Origin of the sequence: Allocoprococcus comes (genome assembly GCF_013300725.1) — a bacterium.
Taxonomy (GTDB): Bacteria; Bacillota; Clostridia; order Lachnospirales; family Lachnospiraceae; genus Allocoprococcus; species Allocoprococcus comes_A.
Genome location: NZ_JAAIMM010000010.1, coordinates 80,179 through 99,378, shown reverse-complemented (window position 1 = coordinate 99,378; position 19,200 = coordinate 80,179). Strand labels below are relative to the sequence as shown.

Below are 19,200 nucleotides of genomic sequence, written 5' to 3'. Positions count from 1 at the left end.
TTATGGCTAAGGAAAATAAAATCAAAAAGACAAGTATATTCCAGCAAACAGAATTTACATTAGGTCTGATCATTGTCATTCTTTTTGTTGGTGCATCATTTTTTACAGATAACTTCTGTACACTCTATAATGTAACAAACTTAATGAAACAGTGCGCAATCATCGGTGTTATGGCTGCTGCACAGACTATGATCATTATCACAGGCGGAATCGATATCAGTGGTGGTGCTATCACAGGACTTTCTTGTATGGTTCTCGCATTACTGCAGAGAGATACACACATGAACATGTGGATTACATTACTTATTGCAGTTATTATTGCAATTGCAGTTGGTTTCCTGAACGGAATTATCATTTATGATTTACAGGTTCCGCCAATGATCGCAACACTTGGTATGCAGACAATCGTTCGTGGTTTTGTAAAAATCATCAGTAACGCACTTACAGTTACAGGTATCGATCAGAGAATCCTGAGCATGGGAAATACAAACGTATTCGGAGTACTTCCGGTTCTGGCAATTATCTGGGCAATCGTAGCAATTATTATCTGGTTCATCCTGAAATATGCAATCTTCGGACGCAGCCTCTATGTACTTGGTAGTGGTGTCGAAGTTGCAAAATTAAGTGGTATCAAAGTAAGAAAAATGTTCTACGCTACATACGCAGGAGCTGGTCTCCTCTATGGTATCGCAGGTATCATGCTTGCAGCCCGTGTCCAGAGTGCTCTTCCAACCGGTGGTGAAGGATACGATATGAACGCAATCGCAGCAGCAGTAATCGGTGGTGCATCATTAGCAGGTGGTAAAGGAACCGTTACAGGTACAGTGCTTGGTACAATTCTGATGGTACTTATCAACAACGCCGGTGTACAGTTCGGATTAAATACACACGTACTTGAAATTACAAGTGGTGTCCTGATCATCTTTGCTGTAACAATGGATATGCTGAAAAACAGAAAGAAAGCATAATTAAATACGAGAAAACTTTTTTCATGGGGCTGCCCTTTTGGGGTGGCTCCTTTTTGTTCCATAGGAAATTCTGAAGCACATTCTATTTTACATTATGAGAAATGAATATCATAGTCAGTGTTATTGGCAGGCATGCGTTTGATGTGACAGACTTGAAATCAGGTATAAATTTGGAAAGAATTATTGTGGACATGCATATAATAGTCAGGTACAGGAAATAATTGATCTGAATAAATGTAAGAAAGAGAGGCTGTTTATGGAAGAACGAGATGATCTGGAACAGATGGCATTTATACAGAAGTGGAATGACGGAAAGGCAGAACGGGAGAAAAAGCGGGAGCAGATATGGAACGGGATTCTGGAGAAGGCTGGGATAAAGAAAGAAGAAAAGTAAAAAAGAAAAAAGATTTTTTAGAAAAAATGAAAAGAACTCAAATAGGAACTCAAAATTTAAGTTCCTATTTGAGTTCTTTATTTGAGTTCCTTTAAGAAACTAAAAAAATATGCTATTATCTTAAAAGTAGTAGAGAGAAGGAAGTAAAATTACAGCAGAAAATTTTAGAAGAACTAAAAAGTCAAAGGGGAAAATTAGCAATGGTAAAAATAGATTTGATTACCGGCTTCTTAGGTTCCGGCAAGACAACGTTTATTAAAAAATATGCAAAATATCTTCTGGATAAAGGAATGAACATCGGCATCCTTGAGAATGATTTTGGTGCGGTAAATGTAGATATGCTTCTTTTACAGGACCTGATGGGAGATAACTGTGAGCTTGAAATGATTTCCGGTGGGTGCGACAAAGAAACGCACAGAAGACGTTTCCGGACAAAACTGATCGCAATGGGAATGTGCGGATATGACAGAGTAATTGTTGAACCGTCCGGGATTTATGATGTAGACGAATTTTTTGATGTTCTTCATGATGAACCACTGGATAAGTGGTATGAGATTGGCAATGTGATTACGATCGTTGACGCAAAACTGGAGCCGGAATTGTCAGAAGAAGCAGACTATCTGCTTGCGTCCGAGGCTGCAAATGCAGGAAGCATCATCCTCAGCAGGGCAGAAGAAGCGACAAAAGACCAGATTGAAAATACAATTGAACATTTGAACAGAGCGCTTGAACAGGTTCAGTGCAAGCGAAGGCTGGAACGGGAAATCATGAGAAAAGATGGAGCAGAGCTTTCGGAAGAGGATTTTGATAAGATCTTAAAGAGCGGTTATGTTGCAGAAAATTATCGGAAGATGGATCTGGATGAGAAAAAAGGTTTTGATTCGCTGTATTTTATGGAATTGACAATTTCTGCGGATGAATTGAAGACGCAGGTTGCGAAGATGATGCAGGATCCGGAATGTGGCGGTATTTTCCGGGTGAAAGGATTTGTGAAAGATGATGCAGGAAGCTGGATGCAGCTGAATGCAACCGGTCATGAGATCAGTATGAAGCCGATCGGAGACGGGCAGGAGGTTGTGATCGTGATTGGGGAACAGTTGAAGGAAGATCGGATACGGAAGTATCTGGAGAATTAGAAAATGTAAAAGAGCACATCAAAAGTGATGTGCTCCTGTTAATTTATTGTTTTTGGTAAATGATATGCTTTATACGGCCACCATCCATAATGATGGTATCATTTTCAGCTTTTACATACATTACAAGATTTGCATCCATTCGGAAGATAATACTTCCTGATCCTGATTGGTAAAGTGTTGTTTTCCCATGACGACGCATATGGATTTCGCATGTATTTTCAACTTTCACTAATTTCATGAAGGAATCGGTTTCATCGTTGTAATAGGTTCCTTCCTGGAAAAGTGCCGGATCTGCCGGTTTGGCAGGGGTCAATGTAAGTACACGGCCAGGAAGCCGATAAAGGATTCCATTATCTGTGAAATAGATCTTTTCATCTAATGAACCAATGCGATAACCGCCATCCTCTTCTTTTACCAGCGCTGTGCGGCACCATTCTCTTTGCATATAGAAGGTACCGTTTTGCTCTGTGATATCAACAAACATTGGATCATCCGGAAGTGCTGTCAGGAATACACCGCTGCGGGCAGGTGCATTTTCATGTTCCGGCACGGCTGGTTCGGTACAATCCGGTAATCCGAGTACGATGCAGGCAGCTTTATCGGCAAGCTTAGACATTGCGTAAGTTGTGGTGTTACTGATCAGTACAAGCTCCAGTTCTTTTTCCGGAATGCAAATAATTTCACCACGGTATGCAGCATCGGCACCGCCATGTCCGAATACATCCAGACCATGAAGCTTATGGGTCATAAGTCCGCCGCAGTATTCAGCCGTTTTGCCATTGCTGAGAAGGACAGGTTTCTTCATAAGCTCGATAATTTCAGGATCGATCACATTTGGATGAATGTACTCATCTAATACTTTGCAGAGGTCGGAAGCACAGGTATTTACAGAGGTTGGTCCGTAAAGTGCGTAGTTCAGTGGATTATAGTAGAAAGTATCATCACCTTCGTCCTGGTAAGAGTAAGTAAGATCCGGAACAATCTGTGTAAAGCTTTCACGAACAAAAGAATGTGTCATTCCGAGTGGATTGAAAATACGTTCTTTTACAAATTGCGGGAAGCTCATTTGCGACAGCTTTTCAACGATAAGTGCCAATAAGTGGAAACCGGTGTTACTGTATAAATACTGTGACTGCGGTTCAAAGTTCAACGATTTCTGAAGAGCTATCGTTGTATTGATATCATCCATGTCAATCTGATCGTTGATCTTGATGCCGCGTAAAAATAAGAGTTCCCACTGGTCGCGAAGTCCGCTGACATTATTCATCATCTGGCGGATCGTAATCGGTGTTTCAATGTTGATATATTCATTTAAATATTTCCTGATGTCGTCTTCTAAATCAAGTTTTCCTTCTTTCCAAAGAAGAAGAATAGACATAACAGTAAATTCTTTGGAAATCGATGCGACATGGAAAATACTTTCTTTATGGATTTTTAATTTATTTTCAAGATTTCCATATCCAAAACATTTTTCGTAAAGAGGTTTACCGTGCTGGCGAATCAATACCTGAGCGCCAGGGCAAAGACCGCGATCCCACATACGGAAAAGCTGATCTAATTGTTCTGTCATATTTGAATTCATTACAAAAATACTCCTTCTAATAAACTATTTTTTTAGAATTTTTTCGAATGCATAAAGCCAGTTTTTGCCTGCAAGCAGAGAAATCCGTTCATCTGAATAATTATGTTCTTTCATATCCTGCAGGAAGTCCGGAATATCTGCGTGACCGCCGGACAGAATGTCGAAAGGATATTCCGGCATCTGCGTTAATGATACTGCAGGCATTCAGTACCACAACACCGCCACATTTGGTGATTTCTTTCAGATTCAATAATATATTTCATAATCGTGTTTTCCTTAATAAACTAATTGTGAAAAGTAAACTATTATAGTCGCTTCTTCATTTGAGGTATTCAGGTAGTTATGTAAACAATTTTTAGGGATATAGAAACTGTCGCCCTCGTAGATCATATAAGTGCTGTTATCGATGCGGAGTTCTAATTCCCCTTTGAGGAGCAGGAGACTTTCGTCGTAATTACCATGTGAAATCATTTTCTCAGTCACCCAGGTGTTAGGCTTTAATCTCACGATGAGTCCGGTCATTTGTGCTTCTTGTGCGTTCGGAAGTTTAGAAGGTGTAAAAATAGAGTAGGAAACATCGATTTCCGGGATTTTCATTGGAATTCGGTTCTCTTTTCTCATCAAATAAGATTCCTTTGATTTCTTCCCTTCTTCAGATGACTTGGCAGAGAGTTCGGAGTCATCCATGATCAACCATACTTCTGAACATTTTAAGCAGGCTGCAATTTTTCTAAGTGCTACGAGTGAAGGAGATTTTAAATCTCTTTCAATTTGTGATATATGACCTATTGTGTATCCGGTAGCTTCAGCTACCTCTTTGAGCGTGAGTCCTCTTCTTTTTCGCATTTCGCGAATTCGGCGTCCATACATGGTCCCACTCCTCCTTTCGCAATTCAAGTATAAAAACTAGCGGTTTTTGATTGATTTTTCAAAGAAAAATTGATTGAATAGCGTCCGTTTTCATCACAATCTAATTGATGATCAATGATAACACGTCCATTTTCTTCGATCGAAGAGTAGAATGGATGATAAACAGGTGTTTAGTTAGATGTTCCTGCAAGACCGGTAATTGCAGAGATACCACATTCTAATTCATGCATATCATCGCATATGATTTCTACTTCTGTACCGCTTAAGCGTTTCATGCGAGGAATTTGTGCAACGGTGTCGGCCATTGCTGTTGATTTAAATTCAAATCCCAGCTTGATCGGAGTCGCAACTTCGTATAAAGGAATTTTGCTTAAATCGGAATCAAGAACTTCTTTTACTGCAGAAATCGTATTTTCCCTGAGAACTTTTTGTGGTGGGAATTTTGCTGCATAGCGTGACAACGCTTCTTTAGTTGTTACGAATTTTACCCATGGCATCATTTCTTTGTCTATAAGCTGTTTGTGAAGGCCGGAATCACCGATGATAAGACCGACCGGAACCTTATAAGAAGCAGCAAGTGCTGCGTTCGTTGTACTTTCGTTCATATAGGCTCCGTTGATTTTAAGGCTGGAAACAACTCTTCCGTAGAAGCTGTGATCCATATTGGCGAAATCTTCTCCCGAACCGGCATGATATCCGGCAAGGAATACAACATCGTAGGTTTCATCCAGGCAAGACATCATGTACTGTCTTCTTGGAGAACCGCTTACTAAGCTGATACGTTCATCCATCTGGCAAAGTTCATCATAAGAAAGGTTCGTTCCGCTTCCGTGAGAATCAGAAATGGTGATTTCCCCGATTTCATCATTTCTGGAGGAAGCATGAATTCCTTCGATGATCCAGCGTACCTGATTGTGTAAAGCGCGGCGGAAGGAAGGAACCTCATCGCGTTCCTGAGATGGAGAAGTGATACCTGCCATTCCTTCCATGTCTACAGAAATGTAGATTTTTAGTGCTTTCTTCATAAGAAAATCCTCCTTTATGTAATTTATTTGTTTTCTTATAGAAAAACAAAACATACAGTTGTTAAAATATTATAAAGTAACAAATGGGGCGTGTCAATATTTTGACATAATATACAAAATAAATTATACTGACAGTAATAATTATACTGTGAGTAAAAACGCGGAAAAATCTTTTTCGTAAAACGAAACTCAAAAAAGGATGTTTCAGAGGACGGAAAAACATATACATTCCATTTGAGAAAAAATGCAAAATGGTCAGACGGAAGTCCGGTGACAGCAAAAGATTTCGAATATTCCTGGAGAAGGACCGGTTGGATGTAAATTTGCATCCAGATGTCCATATGCTACAAAACGTTGTCATGAAGAAAGACCAATCTTCAGAAATGTAGGAAATGAACATTATGTAGCCTGTCATCAGGTAGAATAATGCATTTAGCTCTGTTACAATGGAAGTGGCATTGAAGGAGTCAATAATCTGAATATCTGATTAGGAGAAAAAGAAAATGCATGAATTAACACAATTAATCAAAGATGATATGCGTCCGGCTCTTGGGGTAACCGAGCCTGGAGCGATCGCATATGCGGTTTCAAAAGCAAAATCCTATGTTCCGGGAGAACTGGAACAGGTTACGCTTTTGCTGAACAGCGGTATGTATAAAAATGCATATACATGTGGTATTCCGAACAGTCGTTTTTACGGGAATGAATACGCAGCAGCTCTTGGAGTCGTAGCAGGGAAACCGGAGAAAGAGTTGGAGAGTCTTGCTGATGTAACAGAAGCTGACAATGTAGCAGCAGAAAAATTGGTAAAAGACGGAAAAATCGTTGTAAAAATGAGTGAGATCACAAGCCGTATTTTTATCGAAGCCCGTGTAAAGACAACAGCTGGAGAGGCAGTGGTTCGGATACGCGATGCACATACGAATATTGTTCGTATTGAGGTAAATGGAGAAGTGATTCTTGAGAAAGAAGAGGCTTCTGTGGAAGGCGGTCAAGAAGAAAAACCACTGATCCACAATTACACATTAAAACAGATTTACGAATACGCAAAAGAGGTTCCGGCAGAGGAAATTGAATTTATCAAGGCTGCCTATGAGATGAACTATGCTCTTTTTGAGGAAGGAATCCAGAATCCGAGGACAACCTATGCACGGTATCTGCTTGAGAAAAATGGCGGAAAGATTATTTCAGATGATGAGTTAAAGACAGCATCTTTACTTTGCAATGCGGCAATCGAGGCCCGTGTGATCGGACTTGACAGACCGGCCATGAGCATTACAGGTTCCGGGGCACATGGAATCATTGCAACCATGCCTCTTTACGGCGTGTGCAAGATTCGCGGATTAAGCGATGAAACCTTATATCGTGCCACTGCATTAAGCTATCTTATCTGCATGTATATCAAAGAGTACTCCGGTAAGCTTTCTGCTTTCTGTGGTTGCGGTATTGCTGCAGGTACAGGAATGGCGTGTGCACTTGTTTTCCTTCATGGAGGTGATGAGCATGCAATGGCAAGAACCATCAACAATATGTCCAGCAGTATTACCGGTATGATCTGTCATGGCGGAAATAAGGGTTGTACGATGAAAGGAGTTGTGGCAGTAAATGCCGCATTTCAGTCGGCTGATTTTGCTATGCATGAGATCTTTATTGATGATATTCATGGAATTAATGGATTTACACCGGAAGATACCATGCGTCATATGGGAGAGATCGCATCACCGGGCATGATCGGAACGGAGAAGACAATTGTAGATATTTTACAGGAAAAAGGAAAATAGAAGACAGAGCAAAAGTACCTCTAATCGGGAAGAGAGATTGGAGGTACTTTTCAGTAAAGTAACGGAAAAGTTGCATAAAGAAAAACATCTTTTTCCAAATAACAGACCTGAATATAGCTGAAAAATTTGTAGAAACCATACAAAAAGTATATTTTTATAAAAAATAATTGCAAATAATTGTGCAATGTGATATAGTGAAGCCATGTTAGGAAGGTAATTAAAGAAAGATGCCGTGACAGGAGAGCGAATGTTATATCAGCCGAAAGGCTGTTACAAGAGGCGCTCTTTTTTTGTGTATTTGTAGAAGGATCCGCATTTGGCGAATGTACATCATCGAGCTGCTAAGTGAGATGCTGTACAAAGTATACAGAGCGGGCAGGAGCATCCTACTCGATCATATTATGAGGGGTGAAAAGATGAGCAGTTTTTTTCATGAAGCAGTAGAAGAGAATCCGATCATTGCAGCAGTAAAGAACATGGATGATTTGAAAATCTGCTGTTCTTTGGAAGATATCCGGGTTGTATTTATTTTATTTGGAGATGTCTGTTCGATCCGTGAGATCGTCCAACAGATAAAAGATTCCGGGAAGGTTGCGATGGTTCATGTAGATCTGATAAGCGGTCTTAGCAGTAAGGAAATTGTCGTAGATTTTATCCGGAAAAATACAGAAGCAGATGGAATAATTTCCACAAAAGCCGCATTGATTAAAAGGGGGAAGGAACTTAAGATGTTCACAGTCCTAAGGTATTTTCTTCTGGATTCAATGGCATATGAGAATATCAGGCAGCAACAACACGCCGTGAAGCCCGATTATATCGAAGTACTTCCGGGTGTGATGCCGAAGGTGATCGGAAAAGTCTGTAAAATGTCAAAGACACCGATCATTGCAGGCGGTCTGATCTCGGACAAAGAATCTGTGATGGCGGCACTTTCAGCTGGAGCGATCGCAGTTTCATCTACGAATCATGAAGTCTGGAAAATGTAAAACAAAAGTAACAGGAGTAAGATATTTAAACAAAGTACAGGTATTTGAGGATGAGTAAGTAGCGAAGCGGCATAGAATATCCGCTTTACTATAAAACATGCAAAGCAGCGATTTTTATTAAAGGAGGAAAAAGAGTATGGCTAAGTATGTAATGGCACTGGATGCGGGAACAACAAGTAACAGATGTATCCTGTTCAATGAAAAAGGAGAAATGTGCAGCGTTGCACAGAGGGAATTCACACAGTATTTCCCGAAACCGGGCTGGGTTGAACATGATGCAGATGAGATCTGGGCAAGTATGCTTGGTGTAGCCGTTGAAGCAATGAACATGATTGGGGCAGAAGCAGAGGACATTGCAGCAATCGGTATTACGAACCAGAGAGAGACAACCATCGTCTGGGACAAAGAGACAGGAGAGCCGATCCATCATGCAATCGTATGGCAGTGCCGCAGAACTTCTGAGTATTGTGACAGTCTGAAGGAAAAAGGACTTACCGATAAATTCAGAGAAAAAACAGGACTTGTTATCGATGCGTATTTCTCAGGAACAAAGGTAAAATGGCTTCTTGATAATGTGCCGGGAGCAAGAGAGAGAGCAGAAAAGGGAGAATTATTATTCGGTACAGTTGAGACATGGCTGATCTGGAAACTGACAAAAGGTGCAGTTCATGTAACTGATTATTCAAATGCTTCCCGTACTATGCTGTTCAATATCAATACGCTTGAATGGGATGATGAGATCCTTGCAGAGCTGAGCATTCCGAAATGCATGCTTCCGGAACCAAAACCGTCAAGCTGTGTATATGGAGAAGCAGATCCTTCTTACCTTGGTGGACCGATTCCGATCGCAGGAGCAGCAGGAGACCAGCAGTCCGCACTGTTTGGACAGACATGCTTCAATGCAGGCGAAGCAAAGAATACATATGGAACAGGATGTTTCATGCTGATGAATACCGGTGAGAAACCGATCTTCTCAAAGAACGGACTGGTAACAACCATCGCATGGGGACTGGATGGAAAAGTAAATTACGCACTGGAAGGTTCAATTTTCGTGGCAGGAGCTGCAATCCAGTGGCTGAGAGATGAACTTCGTATTATTGATTCCGCACCGGATTCAGAATACATGGCTAAGAAAGTAAAAGATACAAACGGATGCTATGTAGTACCTGCATTTACCGGACTTGGAGCACCGCACTGGGATCAGTATGCAAGAGGAACGATCGTAGGAATTACACGTGGTGTTAATAAATATCACATTATCCGCGCAACTCTGGAATCCCTTGCTTATCAGGTAAATGATGTTCTGGAAGCGATGAAGGCTGACTCCGGAATTGAACTTGCAGCACTTAAGGTTGACGGTGGAGCAAGTGCAAATGATTTCCTGATGCAGACACAGTCTGACATCATCAATGCACCGGTTAACCGTCCGCAGTGTGTAGAGACAACCGCAATGGGAGCTGCTTATCTTGCAGGTCTTGCAGTTGGATACTGGGCAAGTAAAGAGGATGTTATTAAGAACTGGGCAATTGATAAGACATTCGAGCCAAAGATTGCAGATGAAGAAAGAGAAAAACGGATTAAAGGCTGGAATAAGGCTGTCAAATATGCTTACGGATGGGCAAAAGAAGATTAGATTCTGACAGTAAAAAGGAAATGAAAACAGAACATTGAATAAGGAAAAGGGGGACTTTTTATGTTACCTTATATAGCAGAGTTTCTTGGAACAATGATACTTATTATTCTTGGAGATGGAGTAGTAGCAAATGTGAACCTTAACAAATCCGGTATGAAAGGTGCCGGTGCGGTTCAGATTACATTTGCCTGGGGTCTTGCAGTTCTGCTTCCGGCATTTATTTTCGGAGAGGCTTCAGGAGCTTCCTTTAATCCGGCACTTACGATCGCACTTGCAGTCGACGGAAGTTTTGCATGGTCGATGGTTCCTGGATATATCATCGCCCAGATCGCAGGAGCATTCGTAGGCGGATGTATCGTTTATTTACTTTTCAAAGGACAGTTTGACGCAACAGAAGATCCGGGAACAAAGCTTGGTGTATTCTGTACAGGACCTTCAATTGCAAACACAGGACTGAATATTTTCAGTGAGGCAGTTGGAACATTTATCCTTGTATTTGCGATCAAGGGAATTGGAAACGTGACAGGACTTTCCACAGGCGTTGACAAATTATTTGTATTCGGAATTATCGTATCAGTAGGTATGTCACTTGGTGGACTGACCGGTTATGCGATCAACCCGGCAAGAGATCTTGGACCAAGACTTGCACACGCAGTACTTCCGATTAAAGGAAAAGGTGATTCAAACTTCGGATACGGTCTGGTTGTACCGATCATCGGACCAATCATCGGAGCAATCGCAGCAGTATTACTGTATGGAGCAATTCCGTGGTAAAAATTCAGAATTGAAAATGGTAATGGCATGAGATGAGAGAGCCTGACAGGATAACCGCATAGGGAAATGCGTTTACTTGGCAGGCTCTTTTTCATAAGCAGGAAGTTCAGGAAGAAAAAACAGTTATTAAGGAGTGATCTGGGAATGTATGATGTAATAATTATCGGGGCTGGAGTATCCGGTGCGGCAACAGCAAGAGAGCTGTCACGTTATAAAGTGAAGGCATGTGTAATCGAAAAAGAAGAGGATGTATGCTGTGGTACCTCCAAGGCAAACAGTGCAATTGTCCATGCCGGTTATGATGCGGCAGAAGGATCGCTGATGGCAAAACTGAATGTCAGGGGAAATCAGATGATGGAACAGCTTTCAAAGGATCTGGATTTCCCATTTAAGAAAAATGGCTCGCTGGTTGTATGTCTGCATGAAGAGGATATGCCGAATCTTCAGGCACTGTATGACCGAGGCGTTGCAAATGGTGTTAAGGAGTTAAGAATTCTTAACCGTGAGGAATTGAAAGAAATGGAACCGAATATTTCCGATCAGGCGTATGCCGCACTTTATGCACCGACAGCCGGAATTGTATGTCCGTTTAATCTGAACATTGCAATGGCTGAGAATGCAAATGTAAATGGTGTGGAGTTCAAATTTGATACGGAAGTTACGGATCTTAAACCAATAGATGAGGGCTGGGAGATCCATACAAATAACGGGGTTTTCCAGACAAGGTACGTGGTAAATGCAGCCGGAGTCTATGCAGACAGGCTTCATAATATGGTAAGTGAGAAGAAGATCCACATTACCCCTAGAAGAGGAGATTACTGTCTGCTTGATAAGAGTGCGGGAAGTCATGTGAGCAAGACGATTTTTGCACTTCCGGGAAAATATGGAAAAGGCATTCTGGTTGCACCGACGGTTCACGGTAATCTGATCCTTGGGCCAACGGCAATCGATATCGAAGATAAAGAAGGAACCAATACGACAAGAGAAGGACTGGATCAGGTGATCGAGAGAGCAGAGATGAATGTGAAAAATATTCCGCTCCGGCAGGTGATTACTTCTTTTGCAGGACTTCGTGCACATGAGGACGGACATGAGTTCCTGATCGGGGAAGTCGAGGATGCAAAAGGATTTATCGACTGTGCAGGCATTGAATCACCGGGACTTACCAGTGCACCGGCAATCGGAGAAATGGTGGCACAGATCCTCAAAGATAAAATGGATCTGGAAGAAAAAGAAGATTTTATCGCAACAAGAAAGGGCGTTCTGGATCCGAATACACTCAGCAGGGAAGAAAGAATGGAACTGATCAAAGAGAAACCGGAATACGGAAATATTATCTGCCGCTGTGAAATGGTTACAGAGGGTGAGATCATGGATGCGATCAACAGACCGCTCGGCGCCAAATCTCTGGACGGGGTGAAACGCAGAACAAGAGCCGGAATGGGACGCTGTCAGGCTGGTTTCTGCTCACCGAGAACGATGGAGATCCTGGCGAGAGAACGCCATGTGAGTATGTTCGAGATCACAAAATCCGGTGGAGATTCTAAAATTGTTACAGGTACTAATAAGGATTCGTTATAAAAGGGAGGCATTGCATCATGAGAGCTTATGATATTGTTATCATTGGAGGAGGACCGGCGGGACTTGCGGCTGCAATTTCGGCGAAGAAAAGCGGAGTGGACAGTGTCCTGATCCTGGAAAGAGATAAAGAACTTGGCGGTATCCTGAATCAGTGCATCCACAACGGATTCGGACTCCATACTTTTAAGGAAGAACTGACCGGACCGGAATATGCAGGACGTTTTATAGATCAGGCGAAAGAACTGAATATTGAATACAAGCTGAATACAATGGTTATGGATATCAGCCCGCAGAAGGTTGTCACCGCAATGAACCGGGAGGAAGGTCTTTTCGAGATTCAGGCGAAGGCGGTTGTTCTGGCAATGGGATGCCGTGAGCGTTCCAGAGGTGCACTTAATATTCCGGGTTATCGTCCGGCGGGTATTTTCTCAGCAGGTACGGCACAGAGACTGGTCAATATCGAAGGCTATATGCCGGGGCGGGAGGTTGTGATTCTTGGTTCCGGCGACATCGGACTGATCATGGCAAGACGAATGACATTTGAAGGCGCAAAGGTTAAGGTTGTTGCAGAGCTGATGCCATATTCCGGAGGACTGAAGAGAAATATCGTACAGTGTCTGGATGATTATGACATTCCGCTGAAGCTGAGCCATACGGTTGTTGATATCAAAGGAAAAGAGCGTCTGGAAGGCATTACACTGGCACAGGTGGACAGTCACGGAAAACCGATTCCTGGAACCGAAGAAGAATACAGCTGTGATACCCTCCTTCTTTCCGTAGGCTTGATTCCGGAAAATGAGATTTCAAGAGGTATGGGCGTGGATATGAACCCTGTCACATCAGGACCGAAGGTAAATGAGAGCCTGGAAACAAACATTGAAGGCGTATTTGCCTGCGGAAATGTCCTGCATGTGCATGACCTGGTTGACTTTGTATCGGAAGAAGCCGGAACTGCAGGAAGAAATGCTGCGGAATATGTAAAACAGGGAGAAGCGCACAGACAGGGCGGAAAAGAGATTAAAATGAATCCAGTCGAAGGTGTCCGCTATACAGTTCCGGGAACGATTAACGTAGACCGGATGGATGAGAACCTGACCGTGCGTTTCCGTGTGGGCGGTGTCTACAAGAACTGTTATATCAGCGCATATTTTGATGATGAGAGAGTGATCCACAGAAAACGTCCGGTTGTTGCACCAGGTGAGATGGAAGAGATTAAGCTGACAAAAGAGCAGCTTCTGAAATATCCGGATCTGCAGACCATCACAGTAAAGATTGAGGAGGCGTAGACGATGGAAGAGAGAAAATTGACATGTATCGGCTGTCCGATGGGCTGCCCTCTTACAGTTGTAATGAATGGGGAAGAAGTGGTGAGCGTCACCGGAAATACATGCAAGCGCGGTGATGTATACGCAAGAAAAGAAGTGACAAATCCGACGAGAATCGTAACTTCGACCGTGCGGGTGTCCGGCGGAAGCATCGATATGGTATCGGTGAAGACGAAAGAAGATATCCCGAAGGGCAAAATCTTTGAATGTGTGAAGGCGCTCAAAGGAATTGAAGTTCCGGCTCCGGTTCATATTGGGGATGTGATCCTTGAAAATGTGGCTGATACGGGCGTGGATATTGTTGCGACGAAGAATGTAGAATAAAAGGAAAAGAAGGAGAAGTCCTGTATGGTGACGGAAAGGGTTGCCATATGGGACTTTTTAATATTGTATTCTGGAGAAACATTTTGTGATTTCGTGAAAATCTCAGTATAAACATTTCTGTTTTTCGTTAAGAAAGTGGTATAAACATTTTGTGTTTTCGTTAAGAACTCTATGAAAACATTTCTGTTTTTCGTTAAAAAGCAGGCATAAACATTTTGCGATTTCGTGAAAAATGGTATAATTAAGGCGGAAATATGCTATAATACTACCAAGTAAAATGAAATGAGGAATGCTAAATGATTTTTAAAAGAAAAGTTTATGACAAACTGATTGAGTGGAAAACATTGGCAGCAGGCACATCAGCAGTATTGCTTGAAGGAGCCAGACGTATTGGAAAAAGTACCATTGTAGAGGATTTCGCAAAAAATGAATATGATGATTATATGATTCTTGATTTTGCAAGAGAAAGCATAGATGTTAAAAATAATTTTGTCGAGAATATGAATGATTTGGATACGTTTTTCAGAAATCTGTTTCTCCTAAAAGGAAAAAGTTTAAAAGGGAAGAATTGCGTGATCATTTTCGATGAGGTACAGCTGTTTCCACAGGCACGGCAGGCGATAAAATATCTTGTTGCGGATGGACGGTATGAGTATATTGAGACAGGATCACTGATCTCAATTCGGAAAAATGTAAAGGATATACTGATTCCTTCAGAAGAATACCGGATTAAGATGTACCCGATGGATTTTGAAGAATATTTATGGGCAATCAATGATGAGGTTACGATTCCTACAATCAGAGAAGCTTTTGAAAAAAGAAAGCCACTTGGAGATGCGATTCATCGGAGAATCATGAAAAGTTTCCGCACGTATATGGTTGTAGGTGGGATGCCACAAGCGGTAGATGCTTATGTTTCAGGAAAAAGCTATGCGCAGATCGATTTTGTAAAGAGGAATATTCTGAACCTTTATGAAGAAGATCTGGCAAAATATGATACAGAAAATCGGGAAAAAGCGTCAGTTATTTATCGTACAATACCAGAGCAGCTGGAGAATAAAAATTCGCATTTCAAACTTTCCATGGTGGATAAAAATGCACGTTACCAAAATTATATAGATGCAGTAAGCTTTATTTCAGAAGCAATGATCGGAAATGAGTGTATCAATGTTACAAAGCCGGAAGTTGCATTAGAATTATTTGCAGACAGAAGTAATTTTAAATTATATATGGGTGATACCGGATTACTGGTTACACAGATTATGAAGAACCGGGATAATACAGATGAGGATTTATATAAGGCTCTGATTATAGATAATCTTGGGATAAATCAGGGAATGATCATTGAAAATATTGTAGCACAGATGCTCAGAACGGCAGGTCATGAGTTGTATTTTCATGAATATTTGTATACACCGGAAGGGACGACCAGGGAAAAGAAATATGAGATCGATTTTATGATCGTGAAAAAAAAGAAGATCTGTCCGATCGAAGTAAAATCTTCAAATTATATGTCACACAAATCATTTGATTATCTGATTCAGAAGTATCAGTTAAAGTCGGAAGACAGATTTATTATCTATACAAAAGATTTAAAATATCAGGACGGAATTATGTATATACCAATTTATATGACGATGTTACTGTAGAATTTGCAGGAGGATTTTCATGGAACCATTTTACTATACCAGAATGACCAAAGCACAGCAGGCCGCATACCATGTAATCATGCAGGGAGCGAATGCGCTTGCGGATGAATTTCAGATACCGCGCATAGAAAGTGCGGAGCTTTATGATGTCTTTTTCAGGCTTCGGCTGGATCACCCGGAGATTTTCTGGATGACAGGATATAAGTATAAATACTACCAGGACTCTCCGAATCTGATCTTTGTACCGGAGTATCTGTTTGACAAAAATAAAATCCGGGAGCACCAGAAGGCAATGACTGCCCGGGTAGAGAAGCTGGCAAGAGCGGCAAAGGATTTGTCTGAATGGGAAAAGGAGAAATATATTCATGATTTTATCTGTGAAAATGTGACTTATGATAAGTTGAAAAAGGCGTATTCCCATGAGATCATCGGTCCACTCGGACATGGAGTCGGTGTGTGCGAAGGAATTGCAAAGTCGGTAAAAGTACTCTGTGATGCTCTTGGAATCTGGTGCATGATCGCAGTCTGTGGCAACAATCCGGAAAAAGGGATCAAGTACCGTCATACCTGGAATATTGTAAAAATAGGCGGTACATATTATCATCTGGATGCAACCTTTGACAATACGCTTGGAAAGCACAGCGTGGCAGGGCAGGAGATTCGCTATGATTATTTCAATCTGGACGATAAAAAGATTTTCCGAGATCATGAACCGCTGATCGCACCGGCACCGGTCTGTACGAATGGGGATCATTTTTATTACCGGGAGAAGAAACTTTCTTTTACAAAAGAAGAGGATGTCTATAAACGGTCGCTGCAGGCAGCCAAGAAGGGCAGGACGTTGACCTTCCAGTGGAGAGGCGGCTATCTGACAAGAGAGGTTCTGGAAAAGCTTCTGGATCTGCTCCGGAAAGCCGGAGAAGAAAAGCAGAAGGCTGCCAGGATCAGCCTCAACTGGTCGCAGGCAGTGATCCGCGTCAGTTATGTGGAGGACAGAGGACTTGCCTGTGTGGATATGGAAGAGGCAAATGAAGGAGAAAAGGAATAGATGAGCGAACTGGAAATGCAGGAGAATATATTGGCAGAGGAAGAATCTGTGGAAATGGAAGATGGATATACAGAAGAAATTCCGGAGGCATTTCAGAAGCTTGCCGAACTGTTAGGTCAGGATCAGTTTGAACTTCTGTTTCCAGACAAAGATGTGGAAAACCAGGATGAAATCCGTCTCGTGTATCTGATGAATGATGCAGTGGAAAGCTTTCTGGTATTCTCTGGTGCAAGAATGACCGGGCATTATCAGAAAGATTATGAAGGAGAGCTGGACGCAACTTTAAGCCAGGAGGACGGAGAATACGTGCTTATTGTATATCAGGGCGAGACGGTTGTGACGATCTTTTTCCAGGATCTTCAGTTGGAGGTGAACCTTTATAATTACGGAGATGTGGGACATTTCTGGGTGAAAGGGTACGAGTATCTGCGGATTCTGGAATACCGGCTGGCGATTCTGCGTGATAAATGCGAATACCTTGGAGAAGAGGCGGCAAGTGAAGCAGAGCAAAGACTTGCCAGTCTGGTGCATTTTCCGCCACTGAACTATGCCTGCTATCCGGCAGTCCCGGAAAAATATATTGTTCCAATGGAGGATCCATGGAGTCCAGCAGAAGAGGCAATCGATGTGATGGAAGAGCTTGCCAGAGAAGCAGAGGATTGGAGTCTGTTAAGGTGGCTGCATATTTACCGGAAGTATTATGGAAAAAGGATGAGCAGATGGATTGCCGGATTGCTGCATCGTGCGAAACATGCGGCAGTTGTAGAGTTGTTGGATAAAAAGTTGATCGAAGAAGCGGAAAATTATCCACGAAGGGATTTCGGAGAGGAATTCAATCAGAAATATGGTGAAGTTTTACTGAAGGCACAACAAAGAAAAGAGGAACTAGAGTCGAAAGGACAGGAAGTTACACTTGTACGTGAGGAGCCATTTGCAGCGGCGAGAGATTCGGTAGATTTCAAAGTGTATCTGATGATATGGAAAGAAAAAAGGGGAGATCGTGTTGTTGAAATAGAAGAATTTTAGCAATGTATGATTTGAAAACTTAAAAGACGGAAACAGGTCAACGGAGTGAGACGATAAAGTTGATTGGAAAGTGCGAAAAATCATAAATAGGTCAATGAAAAGAGTTTTAAAAGTTGACTTTAAAATGGAAAATTCGGAACTAAATCAACAAAAAGAGTCCTGGAAATTGATTGCGAATTGAGAAAACGGAAAAAGAGTCAACTAAAAGAGTATAGGAAATTGACTGTAAATTGAGAAATTGACAAATAAGTCAATAAAAAAACCCAGGAAGTTGATTCTAAATTGAAAAAGTAGAAAATAAGTCAACGAAGAGCACTAAAAAAGTTGACTTAAAATTAAAGAAGCTAAAATTAAGTCAACAAAACAAGATATTTGGACTGACTGCAAACTATAAAAGGTAAAAATAAATCAACAGATTTAGTGCTCAATTGATATCCATAGAAAGGAACAGATACAAATGATCAACCGAACAGATATGCTGGAACTGACAAGGCGGATGACACCGACGAGAACATCATTTACAAGAATTGCAGGCTGCTATGTAGATGCAGACGGAGATTTTGACGGAAGCTTTAACATCAATTTTCTCAAACTTTCTCCATCAGAAAAAACAAAAAATCTCGCAATCGCCAAAACCATTCCATTTGCAGAGACAAACACACAACTGAAAAAATACGAGATCCAGACAGAAAATCAGAAAGCCGGAAGTATGTGGCAGCTTCTGATGGCGCTCAGAGACTGCGAACTCAAAAACGATGCCCTGATGGATACCCTTTATGATATCATCATGGAAAACATCCGGATCACCACCCCTTACGCGATCTATGTTTTCCATGATAACTACGATATCCCAGCCAAAGCAGCCGATAAAGAACGCCTCGGTGAATCCGAAGAGATGTTCCCCTATCTCATCTGCGCCATCTGTCCCCTTGTCGGCGAATACGAACCCGGTTCTCCAACATCCGGCTTCCTCTTCCCCGCTTTTACAGACCGTAGTGGCGACCTGAATCACATCAACATCTATGGAACCACAGAAAAGAAACGCGAGGATTTAAGCAGACTTATAAAAATGTAAGATTTTATTATGAATATTTTAAA

General features: G+C 41.7%; 19 protein-coding genes. 15 read left to right on the top strand and 4 right to left on the bottom strand.

The genetic code is table 11. From position 1 onward, the window contains the following. Positions 1 to 2 precede the first annotated feature (2 nt). The 3 genes from G4407_RS07400 to G4407_RS07390 all read left to right on the top strand — a co-directional run bounded on the left by G4407_RS07400 (position 3) and on the right by G4407_RS07390 (position 2,498). Positions 3 to 968, top strand: a complete 966-nt coding sequence (locus G4407_RS07400) for an ABC transporter permease (protein WP_173688330.1) — start codon at positions 3 to 5, stop codon at positions 966 to 968. A 256-nt stretch (positions 969 to 1,224) separates the two neighbouring features. Beyond that, positions 1,225 to 1,362 (top strand): hypothetical protein, encoded by a 138-nt coding sequence (locus tag G4407_RS07395; protein WP_173688329.1) that lies wholly within the window; start codon positions 1,225 to 1,227, stop codon positions 1,360 to 1,362. 200 nt (positions 1,363 to 1,562) lie between these two features. Next, on the top strand, positions 1,563 to 2,498 hold the full coding sequence (locus G4407_RS07390; RefSeq protein ID WP_173688328.1) for a GTP-binding protein: 936 nt from the start codon (positions 1,563 to 1,565) through the stop codon (positions 2,496 to 2,498). Between the two features lie 43 nt (positions 2,499 to 2,541). Here the strand turns inward: G4407_RS07390 and G4407_RS07385 are convergent, their stop codons facing one another. From G4407_RS07385 to G4407_RS07370, 4 genes are all read right to left on the bottom strand, one after another. After that, entirely contained in the window at positions 2,542 to 4,080 is a 1,539-nt protein-coding gene (locus G4407_RS07385) for a serine hydrolase domain-containing protein (RefSeq protein WP_173688327.1), read from the bottom strand. Positions 4,081 to 4,104: 24 nt separating this feature from the next. After that, complete coding sequence (locus G4407_RS07380; protein ID WP_173688326.1) at positions 4,105 to 4,284, bottom strand: hypothetical protein; 180 nt, start codon at positions 4,282 to 4,284, stop codon at positions 4,105 to 4,107. 72 nt (positions 4,285 to 4,356) lie between these two features. After that, positions 4,357 to 4,950, bottom strand: a complete 594-nt coding sequence (locus G4407_RS07375) for a helix-turn-helix domain-containing protein (RefSeq protein ID WP_173688325.1) — start codon at positions 4,948 to 4,950, stop codon at positions 4,357 to 4,359. A gap of 170 nt (positions 4,951 to 5,120) precedes the next feature. Then, positions 5,121 to 5,975, bottom strand: coding sequence for a M55 family metallopeptidase (locus G4407_RS07370; RefSeq protein WP_243868787.1), 855 nt, complete (start codon positions 5,973 to 5,975; stop codon positions 5,121 to 5,123). A gap of 234 nt (positions 5,976 to 6,209) precedes the next feature. Between G4407_RS07370 and G4407_RS07365 the strand changes: the two genes are divergently transcribed. The 12 genes from G4407_RS07365 (at position 6,210) to G4407_RS07310 (ending at position 19,177) form a co-directional block, all read left to right on the top strand. After that, complete coding sequence (locus G4407_RS07365; protein WP_330586009.1) at positions 6,210 to 6,296, top strand: ABC transporter substrate-binding protein; 87 nt, start codon at positions 6,210 to 6,212, stop codon at positions 6,294 to 6,296. Positions 6,297 to 6,478: 182 nt separating this feature from the next. Beyond that, on the top strand, positions 6,479 to 7,756 hold the full coding sequence (locus tag G4407_RS07360) for an L-cysteine desulfidase family protein (protein WP_173688323.1): 1,278 nt from the start codon (positions 6,479 to 6,481) through the stop codon (positions 7,754 to 7,756). Between the two features lie 416 nt (positions 7,757 to 8,172). Continuing rightward, positions 8,173 to 8,742 (top strand): glycerol-3-phosphate responsive antiterminator, encoded by a 570-nt coding sequence (locus tag G4407_RS07355; RefSeq protein ID WP_055247442.1) that lies wholly within the window; start codon positions 8,173 to 8,175, stop codon positions 8,740 to 8,742. Positions 8,743 to 8,878: 136 nt separating this feature from the next. After that, positions 8,879 to 10,375 carry a glycerol kinase GlpK gene (gene glpK, locus G4407_RS07350; RefSeq protein ID WP_173688322.1) on the top strand — a complete coding sequence of 499 codons (1,497 nt, stop codon included), beginning with the start codon at positions 8,879 to 8,881 and terminating at the stop codon, positions 10,373 to 10,375. 60 nt (positions 10,376 to 10,435) lie between these two features. Beyond that, a complete protein-coding gene (locus G4407_RS07345) occupies positions 10,436 to 11,149 on the top strand; it encodes an MIP/aquaporin family protein (RefSeq protein ID WP_022220047.1) in 714 nt (237 codons plus the stop codon). 144 nt (positions 11,150 to 11,293) lie between these two features. Continuing rightward, on the top strand, positions 11,294 to 12,730 hold the full coding sequence (locus G4407_RS07340; RefSeq protein ID WP_173688321.1) for an NAD(P)/FAD-dependent oxidoreductase: 1,437 nt from the start codon (positions 11,294 to 11,296) through the stop codon (positions 12,728 to 12,730). 17 nt (positions 12,731 to 12,747) lie between these two features. Beyond that, positions 12,748 to 14,016, top strand: coding sequence for an NAD(P)/FAD-dependent oxidoreductase (locus G4407_RS07335; RefSeq protein WP_173688320.1), 1,269 nt, complete (start codon positions 12,748 to 12,750; stop codon positions 14,014 to 14,016). A gap of 3 nt (positions 14,017 to 14,019) precedes the next feature. After that, the gene (locus G4407_RS07330) at positions 14,020 to 14,379 is read left to right on the top strand and encodes a DUF1667 domain-containing protein (RefSeq protein WP_055260332.1); all 360 of its coding nucleotides are present in this window, start codon (positions 14,020 to 14,022) and stop codon (positions 14,377 to 14,379) included. Between the two features lie 296 nt (positions 14,380 to 14,675). Next, entirely contained in the window at positions 14,676 to 16,028 is a 1,353-nt protein-coding gene (locus G4407_RS07325; protein WP_173688319.1) for an ATP-binding protein, read from the top strand. A gap of 19 nt (positions 16,029 to 16,047) precedes the next feature. Continuing rightward, entirely contained in the window at positions 16,048 to 17,076 is a 1,029-nt protein-coding gene (locus G4407_RS07320; protein ID WP_173688318.1) for a transglutaminase domain-containing protein, read from the top strand. Next, positions 17,077 to 18,102: a DUF3878 family protein gene (locus G4407_RS07315; RefSeq protein ID WP_173688317.1), complete on the top strand. Its 1,026-nt coding sequence runs from the start codon at positions 17,077 to 17,079 to the stop codon at positions 18,100 to 18,102. Between the two features lie 457 nt (positions 18,103 to 18,559). After that, the gene (locus G4407_RS07310) at positions 18,560 to 19,177 is read left to right on the top strand and encodes a DUF4317 family protein (protein ID WP_173688316.1); all 618 of its coding nucleotides are present in this window, start codon (positions 18,560 to 18,562) and stop codon (positions 19,175 to 19,177) included. Positions 19,178 to 19,200 lie beyond the last annotated feature (23 nt).

What these genes read in the sequence shown, in the direction of transcription:
- G4407_RS07310 (WP_173688316.1), top strand. Translation starts at nt 18,560, where the DNA reads ATGATCAACCGAACAGATATGCTGGAACTGACAAGGCGGATGACACCG.
- G4407_RS07395 (WP_173688329.1), top strand. Translation starts at nt 1,225, where the DNA reads ATGGAAGAACGAGATGATCTGGAACAGATGGCATTTATACAGAAGTGG.
- G4407_RS07380 (WP_173688326.1), bottom strand. Translation starts at nt 4,284, where the DNA reads ATGCCTGCAGTATCATTAACGCAGATGCCGGAATATCCTTTCGACATT.
- G4407_RS07335 (WP_173688320.1), top strand. Translation starts at nt 12,748, where the DNA reads ATGAGAGCTTATGATATTGTTATCATTGGAGGAGGACCGGCGGGACTT.
- G4407_RS07345 (WP_022220047.1), top strand. Translation starts at nt 10,436, where the DNA reads ATGTTACCTTATATAGCAGAGTTTCTTGGAACAATGATACTTATTATT.
- G4407_RS07325 (WP_173688319.1), top strand. Translation starts at nt 14,676, where the DNA reads ATGATTTTTAAAAGAAAAGTTTATGACAAACTGATTGAGTGGAAAACA.
- G4407_RS07330 (WP_055260332.1), top strand. Translation starts at nt 14,020, where the DNA reads ATGGAAGAGAGAAAATTGACATGTATCGGCTGTCCGATGGGCTGCCCT.
- G4407_RS07355 (WP_055247442.1), top strand. Translation starts at nt 8,173, where the DNA reads ATGAGCAGTTTTTTTCATGAAGCAGTAGAAGAGAATCCGATCATTGCA.
- G4407_RS07400 (WP_173688330.1), top strand. Translation starts at nt 3, where the DNA reads ATGGCTAAGGAAAATAAAATCAAAAAGACAAGTATATTCCAGCAAACA.
- G4407_RS07320 (WP_173688318.1), top strand. Translation starts at nt 16,048, where the DNA reads ATGGAACCATTTTACTATACCAGAATGACCAAAGCACAGCAGGCCGCA.
- G4407_RS07360 (WP_173688323.1), top strand. Translation starts at nt 6,479, where the DNA reads ATGCATGAATTAACACAATTAATCAAAGATGATATGCGTCCGGCTCTT.
- G4407_RS07315 (WP_173688317.1), top strand. Translation starts at nt 17,077, where the DNA reads ATGAGCGAACTGGAAATGCAGGAGAATATATTGGCAGAGGAAGAATCT.
- G4407_RS07375 (WP_173688325.1), bottom strand. Translation starts at nt 4,950, where the DNA reads ATGTATGGACGCCGAATTCGCGAAATGCGAAAAAGAAGAGGACTCACG.
- G4407_RS07390 (WP_173688328.1), top strand. Translation starts at nt 1,563, where the DNA reads ATGGTAAAAATAGATTTGATTACCGGCTTCTTAGGTTCCGGCAAGACA.
- glpK (WP_173688322.1), top strand. Translation starts at nt 8,879, where the DNA reads ATGGCTAAGTATGTAATGGCACTGGATGCGGGAACAACAAGTAACAGA.
- G4407_RS07370 (WP_243868787.1), bottom strand. Translation starts at nt 5,975, where the DNA reads ATGAAGAAAGCACTAAAAATCTACATTTCTGTAGACATGGAAGGAATG.
- G4407_RS07385 (WP_173688327.1), bottom strand. Translation starts at nt 4,080, where the DNA reads ATGAATTCAAATATGACAGAACAATTAGATCAGCTTTTCCGTATGTGG.
- G4407_RS07340 (WP_173688321.1), top strand. Translation starts at nt 11,294, where the DNA reads ATGTATGATGTAATAATTATCGGGGCTGGAGTATCCGGTGCGGCAACA.